Source organism: Streptomyces sp. NPDC034103, assembly GCF_055575395.1.
This window is the reverse complement of record NZ_JBVISS010000008.1, coordinates 295,906-309,236: the sequence shown is the minus strand read 5'-3', so window position 1 is coordinate 309,236 and position 13,331 is coordinate 295,906. Positions and strand designations below refer to the sequence as shown.

Here is a 13,331-nt window from a genome sequence, read left to right as displayed (position 1 = left end):
CCCCGATTCCGCGCGCCGCCGTGCGCCACGCCGTGTCGCGGAGGACCATCAGGGCGGCCGGAGGCCCGTGAACGCGGCGTTGATTTCGCGTTGATCGAACGTTTTTCGCCGCCAGGCACGATCCTCGGCATGCTCATCGAAACGATCACCCCGCCCGGCCTCGACTGGCAGGACGAGGCGCTGTGCGCGCAGACCGGCGGTGACTTCTTCTTCCCGGAACCGGGCAGCTCCGTACGGGAGGCGAAGCGGATCTGCGGTCTGTGCCCGATCCGCTCCGCCTGCCTGGAGTACGCCCTCGACAACGACGAACGCTTCGGCGTCTGGGGCGGTCTGTCGGAGAAGGAACGCCTGGAGATCAGGCGCACGCCCCGCTGACCCCTCCTCCGGTCACCCGTGGATCCCTGCTCCGGTCACCCGTCGATCCCTCGTCGGGTCATTCGTTGATCCCTCTCGGTCACCCCGTTGCTCACGCGTACGTCACGCTGAACCGCCACGTCCCCGCCGGCACCTGTACGTCCTGGCCGGTCACGGGGATCTTGTGGCGTTCGCCTCGGCCGACCGCACCGCGCCGAATCGGCAGGGATGGACGAACCGCACACCCTCCGGCGCCTCGGTGATGTCCACGGTCACCGTCCGGGTCGCCGGGTCGTGGGCGAGCCGGTAGCCGAACGGCGAGCCGAAGAGCGTGGGGGCCGCGTCCACGGTGACCCGTCCTTGGACTCGTAGGCGCCGGAGTCGAAGTCGTCGCTCCAGCGTCGGAAGGCCTGCTGCGCCCACCAGGGCACGGGATACGGGATCCGGTCCCGTCCCGCCCAGCCGCCCCACATGACCTCGTAGAACATCCACTCGTGGGCCTGGGCCCTGGTGTTCACCCCCAGCGAGCACCGTTGCACCGCGCGGGCGTCCCGTAAATCGGTGCGACCGGCCATCGGGAGTGCGGTTAGGATCCGGGGGCGCGGTCCGGACGTAGCGCAGAGGCAGGCGCATCGCCTTGCTCAGGCGACCACGCCGGTTCGAATCCGGCCGTCCGGATGCGTGCGGGGTCCCGTAGAGCAGAGGCAGACTCACCGCCTTGTCAGGGCGGATACGCCGGTTCGAATCCGGTCGGGACCGCGGTACGGCGAACACGGGCGGGGACGACGGGACATGGGCGAGACGATCACCGAGGGCACGGCGGGCGCGCAGGCCGTCACCGACGCGGAACTGGCCGTCTTCCACCAGGTCGTGGGTAAGTTGCGCGCCCTCCCCGTCGACGACCCCGTACGGCTGCGCGCCGAGCAGGTCGCCGCCTCCTTCGCCCGCGACGGACGGCTGCGGCGCCGCAAGGTGCGGGGCGCCGAGGCCTCCGCCGCGGACGCGCGGGCGATGGCCGCGACCGCGACCGGCGCGCTGGAGCGGCGCGAGGACGCGCCGCTGGCCGCCGTCGGAGACGCTGGCGTCTTCCGTAAGCCCCGCACCTGCTATGTCTGCAAAGCGACCTACCGGCAGGTGGACGCCTTCTATCACCGACTGTGCCCTGTCTGCGCCGCCGACAACACCGCGCGGCGCCGGCTGAGCACCGACCTAGGGGGCCGTCGCGCCCTGCTCACCGGCGGCCGGGTCAAGATCGGCTTCCAGCTGGCGCTGATGATGCTGCGCGACGGCGCGGAGCTGCTGGTGACCTCCCGCTTCCCCCACGACACCGTGCGCCGGTTCCGTGCCGAGCCGGGCAGCGAGAAGTGGCTCGACCGGCTGACCGTGCTCGCCGTCGACCTGCGCGACCCGCGCCAGGTGCTCGGCCTGTGCGAGGAGTTGAGGCAGGACGGTCAGCCGCTGGACATCCTCGTCAACAACGCCGCCCAGACCGTGCGCAGGCCCCCGGAGTCCTACGCGCTGCTCGCCTCCGGGGAGTACGACGCGCTGCCCGAGGGGGCCCGGCGGGCGCCCGGGTTCACACCGATGCGGACCCTGGGCAGCGGCGCCGCCTCGCTTCCCGTCGCCCTGCGCGAGGCCGACGAGGCCGGGCTGCTCCCCGACCCCTCGCCGGAGAACTCCTGGTCCGCCCGGCTCGGCGCCCTCGACCCGGCCGAAGTGCTGGAGACCCAGCTGGTCAACGCCCTCGCCCCGGCCCTGCTGTGCGACCGGCTGCTGCCCCTGCTGCTGGCCTCGCCGCACCCGCGCCGGTACGTCGTCAACGTGACCGCCGTGGAGGGCCGTTTCGCCGTCCGCAACAAGATGGCCGGTCATCCGCACACCAACATGGCCAAGGCCGCCCTCAACATGCTCACCCGCACCAGCGCGGCCGAACTCGCCGAGCGGGGCGTGCACATGTGCGCCGTCGACACCGGCTGGATCACCGACGAGAACCCGGCACCGAAGAAGGCGCGGATGGCCGGGGCCGGGTTCCGGACGCCGCTGGACGTGGTGGACGGGGCGGCCCGGGTGTACGACCCGATCGTGCGCGGCGAGGCGGGGGACCCCGTCTCCGGGGTGTTCCTGAAGGACTACCGGGAGGCGGAGTGGTGACACCGGACGAGGAGAAGCCGCTGGTGGCGGGCGGGTTCGCCGGTGTGCCGTCCGTCGTGCCGCGCCCGGCGACCGAACTCGCCCCGCTGCTCGACTGGTTGCGCGCCGGGCGCCCGGCGGGCGAACGCCTGGACTTCCCGGCGGGCACGGCGCTGCCCGACGGCCGGCTCGACCTGTGCAAGCAGGAGCTGGGAGCGGAGGGCGCCGCGCTGGTCGCGGACGCCCTGGGACGAGGGCCGTCCCCGGTACGGCACTTGCTGCTGGGCACGGACGGGCTCGGCGACGCCGGAGCGGTCGCCGTGGCGGGGGCGAGCGAGGAGGTGGAGACCCTGTACCTCGGCTGCAACGGCATCACCGCGGGCGGCGCCTGCCGGATCGCCGACCAGCTGCGGGCCTCGCCGCAGGTCGTCACCGGCGTATGGCTCAAACGCAATCCCCTCGGCGCCGGGGGAGGCCATGCCGCAGCCGAACTCATCGCGTCGGCGCGGTCGTTGCGCACGCTCGACCTCGTGCAGACCGGGCTCGACGCGGCGGGGGCGACCGTCCTCGCCGACGCGCTGCTCGCGGCCGCCGGGAACGGGCGCCGCATCGAGCGGCTCTTCGTCGGCGGCAACCCGCTGGGGACGCGGGGCGCGGAGGCGCTCGGCGCGGTCATCGCGGCCGGCGCGATCGACGAACTCTACGTCTCCGCCGCCCGGTTGGGGGACTCCGGCGCGCTCCGCCTCGCCGACGCGCTGGAGCGCGCGCCGCAGGGGAGGCTCACCCGGCTCTCCGTCGCGAGCAACGGCATCGGACCGGCGGCCGCCGCCCGGCTGGTCACGGCGGCCACCACCGCCGACGTCACCCTGCTGGACCTCGGCCGGGTGCGCGCGGCGGCGGCGCTGGGGGCCGCGGACAACCACGTCGACCTGGCCGCCGCCGAGACGATCGCACAGACCCTGGCCGCCGCCGAGCACCGCCTGACCCACCTCGTCCTCACCCACACCGGTATGCGCAGCCGCGAGGCCCACCGCCTCCTCGACACCGCGCCCCGCGCCCTCACGGCCACGCGCTTCGTGCTCGGCCAGGGCATCGCGGCCAGCGTCAAGCGCCGACTGAACGCGCTCAGCGCACACCTTCCGCCACCAGCGGTCCCCGCCGACGTCGCGGCCGTGCGGAGCGTGCACAGGACAGCCCCGCCCGATGCCTGAGGCTCACCGCTTTCGCATCTCCACGAACACCTCCGTCCAGAACCTCTGCTGCCGCTCGGACGCCCCCACGAGATAGGTCGCCCGGAGCTTGGCCGGCAGCAGCGCCACCAGGCGGGTGACGACCGCCCGGTGCTTCCTCAGCTGGGACAGCTCCGCGTTGGCGAGGATCTGGTGGACGACGTCGCTGTCGTTGCCGCCCTCCTCGGACTGCGCGGCGGCGCGGCGCAGCCGGGCCTCCCACGCGTCGGCGTCGCGGGCGAGCTCGCGCAGGCCCGTGACCTGACGGCCCTTGAAGCGGTCCAGGAGCGCGGTGAGCGGGACGGGCGCGTACTCGCCGTCGCCCAGATAGACCATGCCCATCTCCAGCGGCAGCCCGCGCCGGTGCAGCTTGATGAGCCGCTCCAGGGTGCGCTTGGTGATCCAGGCGCGACCGTCGTCGTCGATGTCGTGCTTCCACCACTCAAGGACGGTCTCGGCGTCCGCGCCGTACCGCGCGAGCAGCCACTCGTTGGCCGGGATGTCCTCGGGACGCACCTCCAGCGAGGCGGTGAACCGCGTCGCCTGCGCCAGGTTGTTCCGGGACACCAGCAGCTTGCGGCCGAGATGGTACGGCGGGTTCTGGACGGCGATCTGGGCGCGCAGGTTCTCGATCCGCCGTCCGGCCAGGGACCACTCCTGGGTGATCTCCATGAGCTTGGCGAACGCGGCCTTGTCCTTGGGCCGGTTGTACTCGTCCCACACGATCGCCTTCGGCTCGGGACCCGTGAAGTGCGCGGCGAGCAGGTTGTCGAGGGTGCCGTCGGCCGACGGGATCGGCGCGCACAGGTCCTCGACGTTCGTCACCGGCAGCGAGAAGTACAGCGCGTCCCGGCCGAGCCCCGCCCGCACCGTCTCGCGCACCAGCTCCGTCTTGCCGCACCCCGGCGGGCCCTGGAGCAGCACCGTCCAGCGGTTGCGCAGCGCGGCACGCACGACCTGACGCACCGGGTCGGGGACCGTCGCGGGGTTGGCCACGCCCACCGCCTCGGCGATCCGGTCCAGGATCTCGTGGGTCCGGTTCTGACCGGGCCGGCCGTCGGGTCCCGGCTCGGCCAGCCGCAGCCGCTCGCCGTCGACCAGGGGCAGGCCCCAGCGCAGCGGGAAGCCCTCCTTGGCGTTGGCCAGGACGTGGTCGAGGGTGCGCGGCGAGAGCAGTTCGCGCAGCGCGGGGGAGAGGGACGCCCACAGCGAGAACACCGGACGCAGGTCCCACGGCCGGTACCTGAGCGCCAGATGCTCGCGCCAGGACGTGTCGTTGGCCGTGATCCGCAGCGTGACCATCCGGTCCAGGAGCGCCAGGTCGCCGCGCCGGGCCGAGGTCTCCGCCAGTGACTCGTTGTCGGTGAGGAACACACCGACGCAGCCGAGCGCGCGCAGATCGTGCTCGCCCAGCGTCCAGTTGCAGGCGATCTGCATCAGCTGCGACTGGATGGTGTCGCCCGCCTGGAGCGAGTCGTCGATGAGCAGCACGAACGGCGTGCCCGGCTTCAGCGGGCTCATCACCAGCTGGCGCAGCACCAGTTCACCGGTGTGCGGGTCGCGCACGGGCGCGTTGACGAGCAGGTCGTCCGGCGTCAGGTTCGCCGCCGGGACATACACGAGGGTGGTGTCCGGGTGGGCGCGGGCCAGGTGCGAGAAGAACGTCGCCGTCTTGCCGATGCCGTGCTCGCCGAAGATCTGGCCCGTCTGCCCCATGTCGATCATCGCGTCGATGAAGGACTCGAGCCGGGAGAGGGACCGTGTGGGCGTCGACTGCTGTGTGTGCGTGGTCATTTACCGTGATCCTGTGGTGACGCGATGGCAGGCCATCGTGGGTGTGTACCGCTCGGGCCACTCGTCGCCGCCCTCGGTGATCAGCCAGATCCATTTGTCCGGCTCGGCCGGGGTGATGGTCGGCGCGTACCCGTCGGTGAGGACCAGGACGGCGTCCGGTGTCTCCTCGAAAAGGCGCCCCTTCACCGTCGTACGGCCCTCCACGTAGTCCGCGACTGCCTGGAAGCTGGTGCCGCCACCGCCGCGGACCGGCTCTCCCGGTACGAAGGGCATGACCACGGCGTCGAAGGAGAGCCAGTGCGCCTGAACGCCGTCGATCCGGCCGACCAGTTCGGTGAGCCAGGTGATCACGTGGTGCGGCATCGAGGCCGAGGTGTCGAACGCGATGACCAGCACCTTGTCCCGCACCGGGCCGCGGCGCGCCAGCATCGGGTCCTGGCCCAGCGCCGCCAGCAGCGCGCCCCGCTTCTTGGGGTACACCAGCCGCTCGCCGTCGCGCAGTCGGGAGCCGAGCACGTCGACCAGCCAGCGCTGCCACCAGTGGACCGTGCGAGTGCGCGTGGTCTCGCCGCGCAGCGCGCCTGCGCCCAGGTTTCCCCAGATCCGGCTCGCCCGGGGGTTGCCGTCCTCGGTGCGGCCCATCAGGTCGAGCAGCTCCCGCTCCGCGCCCGCGTGCCCGCGCCGGGCCGCCAGCAGGGAGTTGAGCAGCGCGGAGGAGGTGACCGCGTCGACGGTCTCCTGATCGGCCGGGACCGGGTGGCCGCCGGTCAGGTGCACGCAGAGGCGGCGCTCGGGCACCGGGGGGTGACGCATCCGCTTCAGTTCGCCGTAGACCCGCATGTCCGTCTCGGTGAACGTCTCGTACGTCACCGGCTCCAGGCCGTGCGCCGTCAGGTCCGACGCGTAGGCCTCGTACACCCGGCGCGGATCGATGCCGGTCGGCCGGCCGTCCAGCAGGGGCAGTCCGTCCCGGTCGAGCCGGACCAGCGCCACATGGTTGATGGACACCTCGGCGGCCAACTCGAAGACCGGGTCGTCCCGCAGCGCCGGGTCGGTGAACAGATGGCGGTGGACCAGATGGCGTGCCTCGTGGAAGAGGACGAACTTCACGCCGCCCAGGCCGAGTTCGACGAAGAAGTCGGGGTTGTAGAGCAGCAGGCAGGTGCCGTCGCCGGACGCCACCACGGCTGCGGTGTCGATCGCGGTCGTCGGGATCTGGTGGTGGCACTTGGCGTACAGCCAGGACGCCACCGCCGACTCGGTCAGCCCGAAGTCCAGCAGCGCGGCCTCCTTCAGCCGCCGCGCCTCGGCCACCACCCCCGGATCGGCCGGACGGTACGCCTCAAGCGCCCGCCGGTCGGCGAGGTCGACCACCGGGGCACGCCGCCCCCGCTCCCCGTACGCCATCCCATGCCCCCGTACTGCTGTGCCTCCGTGGCTCATTGGTACCAGGACCCACTGACATCGGGCCAAGGCATTACGCTCTGCTGCCAAGGGCGGGGTCGTAGCGCAGAGGCAGGCGCACCGGTCTCCAAAACCAGAACACGCTGGTTCGAATCCAGCCGCCCCGCCCCCTTGGCGTGCTGCCCGGCCCGCCGCCCCGCCCCCTTGGCCGGCTGTCCGGTCCGCCGCGCCGCCCCTCGGCCGGCCGCGGGGTCTGCCGCCCAGCCGCCGCCATGGCCCCCTGGCCCACCGCGCGGTCTGCCGACCAGCCGCACCGCCCCCTTGGCCCGCTGTCCGGTCCGCCGCCCCGCCCCCTTGGCCGGCCGCGGGGTCTGCCGCCACGGCCCCTGGCCTACCGCGCGGTCCGCCGCCCGGCCGCCCCGGCCCTTTGGCCCACCGCGCGGTCCGCCGCCCGGCAGCCCCGGCCCCCTGGCCCACCGCGCGGTCCGCCGACCAGCCGCGCCGCGCCCGTGGCCTGCCACCCGGTCCGCCGGCCAACCGCCACCCGCTCCTACGCGATGGCGCCCGCGGTCACCACCAGCTCGGGCGCGTTCCCGTGGAAGGTCTCCATCAGCTGGGCCAGCACCGCCCACGCCTCCTCGCGGTCGCCCAAGTGGTCCCGGACGAGCGGGCGGAGAGCGTTCTCGGCCTCCTGCACACGGGCCGGGAACAGCGCATGCCCCATCGCGAGCACCTCCAGGACGTGGACGGCGGCGCCCCTGGACGCCACATAGTCCGCGGGGCCGTCGAACACACCGGCCTGGCGCAGTCGATGGGTGAACTTGGCGTGCGTGCCGAATCCCGCCCGCACCGAGGGCGGGCAGTCCGGGCGTACGGACAGTGCCCAGCGTGCGTAACCGGGCAGCGCCCGCTCGGCGTCCGCCGCGCCGACCGTGCGCCAGTCGTCCCGCGTCAGCACCATGGACGCGGCGGCACGGCCGGTCTCCATGGAGCGGACCTCGCGCAGCGCGCCGACGAGGCCGTGACGGACGTAGGCCTCGGGGATCTCGGGTTCCTGCCCGCGGAGGGCGCGGCCGACCGGGATGGTTCCGGTGCGCCCGGGGCCGAACGGCACACCGCGCGCGACGGCCCTGCGCAGCCCGGCGTCGATCGAGCCGTGCGTCCAGACGGCGGCGTTCAGGCGCGGATCGTCGTTCTCGAGGATCCACAGCGCCACGGACGCCGGCAGTCGCCTCGCCCAGGTCCACGTCCGCCGCAACCGTTCCCCGGCGGCCTCGGACCGCTCGGGCGCGGGCAGCCCGGTCCGTGCCCGGACCCGCTCGGCGGTCTCCCCGTCGACCAGGCCGAGCAGGAAGCCGACCGCCTGTTGTGCCCCGCTGTTCTGCCGCATGGCCGCATGATGCCGCAGGCCGGAGCCGACCCGCACCGGAAAATCGCTCCGCGCGGGCCGGCTCTCGTGCTCGTCGGTGGCGTCAGCCCGCCGCGCGGGCCGCCATCCGCGCCTTGCGCGCCGCCAGCTTCTCGTCGAACTTGAGGGCCTCGGCGTCCAGGCCGCTCATGAACATGCCGAGTTCCTCCTGCGCCCGCAGACCCTCGGGGCCCAGGCCGTCCATCTCCAGGACGCGCAGGTGGCGCAGGACGGGCTGGAGGACGTCGTCGTGGTGGATGCGCATGTTGTAGACCTCGCCGATCGCCATCTGGGCGGCGAGGCGCTCGAAGCCGGGCATGCCGTGGCCGGGCATCCGGAAGTTCACGACCACGTCGCGCACCGCCTGCATGGTGAGGTCGGGGGCGAGTTCGAAGGCGGCCTTGAGCAGGTTCCGGTAGAAGACCATGTGCAGGTTCTCGTCGGTCGCGATGCGCGCCAGCATGCGGTCGCAGACCGGGTCGCCGGACTGGTGGCCGGTGTTGCGGTGCGAGATGCGGGTCGCGAGCTCCTGGAAGGCGACGTAGGCGACCGAGTGGAGCATCGAGTGCCGGTTGTCCGACTCGAAGCCCTCGCTCATGTGGGCCATCCGGAACGCTTCCAGCTTGTCCGGGTCCACCGCGCGCGAGGCGAGGAGGTAGTCGCGCATCACGATGCCGTGGCGGCCCTCCTCGGCGGTCCAGCGGTGCACCCAGGTGCCCCAGGCGCCGTCGCGGCCGAAGAGCGAGGCGATCTCGTGGTGGTAGCTGGGGAGGTTGTCCTCGGTGAGGAGGTTCACGACGAGTGCGATGCGGCCGATCTCGGTGACCTTGGACTGCTCCTTGTCCCAGGCCTCGCCGTCCTCGAAGAAGCCCGGGAAGTTGCGGCCGTCCGACCACGGGACGTACTCATGGGGCATCCAGTCCTTGGCGACCTTCAGATGCCGGTTCAGCTCGGTCTCGACCACTTCCTCCAGGGCGTACAGCAGCTTGGCGTCGGTCCAGACGGAAGGGCTGCCGAGGTGAGGGGTGGTGATCGTCACGGAAACTCCAGGGGGACGCGTAACAGGGCGGAACAAACCGGCGAGCGGGTGCCGGGCTACCGGGGAACTTACGAAAGCGTAGGCTACGAATCCGTAGGTTACGAGACCGTAGGTTAAGTGTGGAGTAAAGATCGCAGATCAGCCCATCTTGCCGGAGATGCGAAAATGCCCCAGGTCTCGCAGGTCCCGGGGCTGAACGGGCCGTCCACTCGGTCAGGCGTACAGCTCCCGCATCCGGACCGAGAGACATGTCACACAGCCCTCGAGCTTCTCGAACTCGCTGATGTCGACGACGACCGGCTCGTGTCCGAGATCGGCGAGCAGTTCCGTGGTCCTCGGCGCGCTCGCCGAGATCAGCAGCTGGTGCCCGCCGAGCAGCACCACATGGCCGCCGGCCTCCTCGGGCACCGACAGGAAGCGCGGGAAGAGCGAGGGCCGGTCCACCTTCGGGATGTGCCCGATCACCGTCCCGTCCGGCAGGGCCGTGACCGCCGACTTCAGATGCAGGACCTTGCTCACCGGCACCGCGACGACCCGCGCCCCGAGCGGCTCGAAGGCCGCCCGCAGCTGCTGGACGCCGGCCGCGTTGGTACGGCCGCCCCGGCCGACGTAGATCGTGTCACCGACCTTCAGCACATCGCCGCCGTCCAGCGTGCCGGGCTCCCAGACCCAGTTGACCGAGCAGCCGAGCGAGGCCACCGCCTCCTCGACCCCGGCGGTCTCCGGGCGCCGGGACTCCGCGCCGGGCCGCGTGATCAGGGCGACGTTCTTGTACATGACGACCGTGTCCTCGACGAACACGGCGTCCGGGCAGTCGTCGGCCGGATCCACCTCGACGGTCTCCCAGCCGTGCGCGCGCAGGGTCTCTACGTACGCCTCCCACTGCTCGAGCGCGAGATCGACGTCGATCTTCTCGCGCTCGATGTGCGTCACCAGGCCTTCGGCGAGGCGCGGGCTCGGGCGGCGGACGAGGGCCTTCTTGCTGGGCACGAGGAACTCCGTAACGGCGGCAGGGACGGCGCCCCGGAAAAGCGGCACCGGCCGCCATCATGCAGGGCGGGCCCGCGCACACAAAACCCCTGTTGTCAGGCTGTGGCCCTCCTGAGATACGCGCCGGTAACCGGTCCGGGCCGCACGGGGGCGCGCGGCCCGGACCGGCTCTAGGCGGGATCGCCGAGGGCCTGCGCAGTGGTCTCCCGCAGTTCCCCGTCCAGCAGCAGCCAGCGGGTGATGCCGATCGACTCCAGGAACGGCAGGTCGTGACTGGCCACGATCAGCGCCCCCTCGTACGACTCCAGCGCCGTGGTCAGCTGACGAACGCTCGCGATGTCGAGGTTGTTCGTCGGCTCGTCGAGCATCAGCAGCTGCGGCGCGGGCTCGGCCAGCATCAGCGCCGCCAGCGCCGCCCGGAAGCGTTCGCCGCCGGACAGCGTCGCCGCCTTCTGGTCGGCCCGGGCACCCCGGAACAGGAAGCGGGCGAGACGGGCCCGGATCCGGTTGTTGGTGGCGCCCGGCGCGAACCGGGCCACGTTCTCGGCGACCGACAGCTCGTCGTCGAGGACGTCCAGACGCTGCGGCAGGAAACGCAGCGGCACATGGGCCCGCGCCTCGCCCGCCACCGGCGCCAGCTCCCCGGCGATCGTCCGCAGCAGCGTCGTCTTGCCCGCGCCGTTGCGCCCGGTCAACGCGATCCGCTCCGGACCGCGCAGATCGAAGCCGCCGCCCACATGGGCGCCGTACGCCAGCTCCAGGTCCATCAGCGTGAGGACCTCACGGCCCGGCGGCACGGCCGTGTGCGGCAGGTCGACACGGATCTCGTCCTCGTCCCGTACGGCCTCCACCGCGTCGTCGAACCGTTCCCTGGCCTCGGCGAGCCGCTCCTCGTGCATGATGCGGTGCTTGCCCGCGGACTCCTGCGCCGCGCGCTTGCGCGCCCCCATGACGATCTTCGGCTCCCGCTTCTGGTCCCACATCTTCTGCCCGTACCGCTTGCGACGCGCCAACTTGACCTGGGCGTCCACCAGTTCGCGCTTCTGTTTCTTCAGGTCCGCCTCGGCGACCCGCACCATCCTTTCCGCCGCCTCCTGCTCGACGGCGAGCGCCTCCTCGTACGCGGAGAAGTTCCCGCCGTACCAGGTGACCTCCCCGGCGTGCAGATCGGCGATCTGGTCGACCAGGTCCAGCAGTTCGCGGTCGTGGCTGACCACGACCATGACCCCGGGCCAGGACGCGACGGCCGCGTACAGCCGCCTGCGGGCGTACAGGTCCAGGTTGTTGGTCGGCTCGTCCAGCAGCAGCACGTCGGGGCGGCGCAGCAGCAGCGCGGCCAGCCGCAGCAGTACCGACTCACCGCCCGACACCTCGCTGATCGTGCGGTCCAACCCGATGTCACCGAGGCCGAGTTCGCCGAGCGTGGCCAGGGCGCGCTCCTCCACGTCCCAGTCGTCGCCGACGGTCTCGAAGTGCTCCTCGGCGACGTCACCCGCCTCGATGGCGTGCAGTGCGGCGCGCCGGGCCGCGATACCGAGCGCCTCGTCGACCCGGAGGCCGGTGTCGAGCGTGACGTTCTGCGGGAGGTAGCCCACCTCGCCCGCGACGCGCACGGCGCCGTCGGCCGGGGTGAGTTCTCCGGCGATGAGTTTCAACAGGGTTGATTTTCCGGACCCGTTGGCACCGACGAGGCCGGTGCGGCCCGGGCCGAAGGCCACGTCCAGACCTTCGAAGACGGGGGTGCCGTCGGGCCAGGTGAAGGACAGGGACGTGCAGGTGAGGGAAGTAGACATACGGGCCTCGCGGTTGCTCGATGCGGCTGGGGGCAAACGCGTATCGAGACACCTGCGACCAGGGAGAGGCGAGGCTCCGTGAGCGAGATCCGTGAGCGAGATCCGAGGGCGGGGCCCATGGACGGGATCCGTGAACGGGATCCTCGGGCATGAGAAAAGCCCTGCACCGGAGGACGGCTCGGACGCCGAGGTCGCACGCGGCGCACCCACACGTGACGTGTGCGGTGACGCGGTGTCTCAGGACCTCAGACGAGCAACGTCCTTCTCCAATCGACGGCAACAGAACCGTCATACACCGTACGAGGGGGCGCGTGGGCTGTCAACGAATTAACGTGGCGCCCGTCCGCACCGCCCCGAAGGAGGCCCCGTGCCCATCGGCTCGCTGTCGCTGCCGGCCCGGCTCTACCTGCTGGCGTGGGACACCACGAGGAACGAGCTGGCCGACACCACCCACCTCCACCACCTGGTGCGGGCCGGCGCCCTCACCGAGCTGGCCCGGCACGGGCTGCTCGTCGACGACGACGGCATCGCCACCCCCGTCGACCTGGACTCCCGCATCGGGGACCCCGTCCTCGACGGCCTCCTGGAACTCGTCCGCGAGTCCCGCCCGCACCGGTGGCGCAGCTGGGTGCCGCTGCACGCGCGCGTGACGTTCGAAGCCGTACGGGAGCAGCTGGCCGCCGAGGGCTACCTGCGCGCGGAGAAGCGGCGCGCCCTGGGCCTCTTCCCGACCGTGGAGTACGCCGTCGAGCGGGTCGCGGTCGTCGAGGTGCTGCGCGAGGAGGCCCGCCAGGTCCTGACCGGGCCCGTGCGCGCCACCGACGTCTCCGACCGGGACGCGGCCGTCACGGTCCTCGCGGCCGCCGCGGAACTGCGCACCCTGGTCTCCCGCGGGGCATGCGGCCGGTACAAGGAACGCCTGACGGAGCTGACCGAGAGCAGCGGGACGGCGGCGCCGGTGCTGCGGAAGGTCGTACCGGAGCTGTGCGCGGCGCTTGCGACGGTCGAGGCGCCCGCGGGGGCGTGACGGTCCCGGAACTGGCCGCGCTCGGCGTCGCGCGCGTGAGCGCCGGTTCGGGCATCGCCCAGGCAGCGCACGCACTGGTCCACCGCGCCGCACGACCCAGACGCCGCACGCCGTAACCGCGCCGTACGCCCCACCCGCCGAACCGCCTCTGATGCCCCGCGTG

Annotated in this window: 11 protein-coding genes and 3 tRNA genes; 7 read left to right on the top strand and 7 right to left on the bottom strand. The window is 72.4% G+C overall.

What is annotated here, in order from left to right; all coding sequences use genetic code 11:
• The first annotated feature begins 90 nt into the window (after nucleotides 1-90).
• Nucleotides 91-375 carry a WhiB family transcriptional regulator gene (locus tag ACZ56U_RS19915; protein WP_391235266.1) on the top strand — a complete coding sequence of 95 codons (285 nt, stop codon included), beginning with the start codon at nucleotides 91-93 and terminating at the stop codon, nucleotides 373-375.
• A 150-nt stretch (nucleotides 376-525) separates the two neighbouring features.
• Here ACZ56U_RS19915 and ACZ56U_RS19910 read toward each other — a convergent pair whose 3' ends face one another.
• Nucleotides 526-702: a hypothetical protein gene (locus ACZ56U_RS19910; protein ID WP_469085303.1), complete on the bottom strand. Its 177-nt coding sequence runs from the start codon at nucleotides 700-702 to the stop codon at nucleotides 526-528.
• A gap of 258 nt (nucleotides 703-960) precedes the next feature.
• Here ACZ56U_RS19910 and ACZ56U_RS19905 point away from each other — a divergent pair.
• The 4 genes from ACZ56U_RS19905 to ACZ56U_RS19890 all read left to right on the top strand — a co-directional run bounded on the left by ACZ56U_RS19905 (nucleotide 961) and on the right by ACZ56U_RS19890 (nucleotide 3,695).
• Nucleotides 961-1,032, top strand: a tRNA-Ser gene (locus ACZ56U_RS19905).
• 9 nt (nucleotides 1,033-1,041) lie between these two features.
• A tRNA-Asp gene (locus tag ACZ56U_RS19900) sits at nucleotides 1,042-1,113 on the top strand.
• A gap of 33 nt (nucleotides 1,114-1,146) precedes the next feature.
• Nucleotides 1,147-2,505 carry an SDR family NAD(P)-dependent oxidoreductase gene (locus ACZ56U_RS19895; protein ID WP_469085302.1) on the top strand — a complete coding sequence of 453 codons (1,359 nt, stop codon included), beginning with the start codon at nucleotides 1,147-1,149 and terminating at the stop codon, nucleotides 2,503-2,505.
• Nucleotides 2,499-3,695, top strand: a complete 1,197-nt coding sequence (locus ACZ56U_RS19890; protein ID WP_469085301.1) for a leucine-rich repeat domain-containing protein — start codon at nucleotides 2,499-2,501, stop codon at nucleotides 3,693-3,695. The genes ACZ56U_RS19895 and ACZ56U_RS19890 overlap by 7 nt, the downstream gene beginning before the upstream one ends.
• A gap of 3 nt (nucleotides 3,696-3,698) precedes the next feature.
• On the opposite strand, the gene ACZ56U_RS19885 is transcribed toward ACZ56U_RS19890, so the two are convergent.
• Nucleotides 3,699-5,507, bottom strand: coding sequence for an AAA family ATPase (locus tag ACZ56U_RS19885; protein ID WP_469085300.1), 1,809 nt, complete (start codon nucleotides 5,505-5,507; stop codon nucleotides 3,699-3,701).
• Entirely contained in the window at nucleotides 5,508-6,914 is a 1,407-nt protein-coding gene (locus tag ACZ56U_RS19880; RefSeq protein ID WP_469085299.1) for a DUF2201 family putative metallopeptidase, read from the bottom strand.
• 89 nt (nucleotides 6,915-7,003) lie between these two features.
• On the opposite strand from ACZ56U_RS19880, the gene ACZ56U_RS19875 reads away from it, so the two are divergent.
• Nucleotides 7,004-7,079: transfer RNA gene (locus ACZ56U_RS19875), tRNA-Trp, on the top strand.
• A 382-nt stretch (nucleotides 7,080-7,461) separates the two neighbouring features.
• Here the strand turns inward: ACZ56U_RS19875 and ACZ56U_RS19870 are convergent.
• From ACZ56U_RS19870 to ACZ56U_RS19855, 4 genes are all read right to left on the bottom strand, one after another.
• A complete protein-coding gene (locus ACZ56U_RS19870) occupies nucleotides 7,462-8,301 on the bottom strand; it encodes a hypothetical protein (protein ID WP_469085298.1) in 840 nt (279 codons plus the stop codon).
• Between the two features lie 82 nt (nucleotides 8,302-8,383).
• The gene (locus ACZ56U_RS19865) at nucleotides 8,384-9,358 is read right to left on the bottom strand and encodes an acyl-ACP desaturase (RefSeq protein ID WP_469085297.1); all 975 of its coding nucleotides are present in this window, start codon (nucleotides 9,356-9,358) and stop codon (nucleotides 8,384-8,386) included.
• 213 nt (nucleotides 9,359-9,571) lie between these two features.
• The gene (gene ddaH, locus ACZ56U_RS19860; RefSeq protein ID WP_469085296.1) at nucleotides 9,572-10,348 is read right to left on the bottom strand and encodes a dimethylargininase; all 777 of its coding nucleotides are present in this window, start codon (nucleotides 10,346-10,348) and stop codon (nucleotides 9,572-9,574) included.
• A gap of 170 nt (nucleotides 10,349-10,518) precedes the next feature.
• Complete coding sequence (locus ACZ56U_RS19855) at nucleotides 10,519-12,141, bottom strand: ABC-F family ATP-binding cassette domain-containing protein (protein ID WP_469085295.1); 1,623 nt, start codon at nucleotides 12,139-12,141, stop codon at nucleotides 10,519-10,521.
• A gap of 367 nt (nucleotides 12,142-12,508) precedes the next feature.
• On the opposite strand from ACZ56U_RS19855, the gene ACZ56U_RS19850 reads away from it, so the two are divergent.
• Nucleotides 12,509-13,168 carry a GOLPH3/VPS74 family protein gene (locus ACZ56U_RS19850; protein ID WP_469085294.1) on the top strand — a complete coding sequence of 220 codons (660 nt, stop codon included), beginning with the start codon at nucleotides 12,509-12,511 and terminating at the stop codon, nucleotides 13,166-13,168.
• The last annotated feature ends 163 nt before the right edge of the window (nucleotides 13,169-13,331 follow it).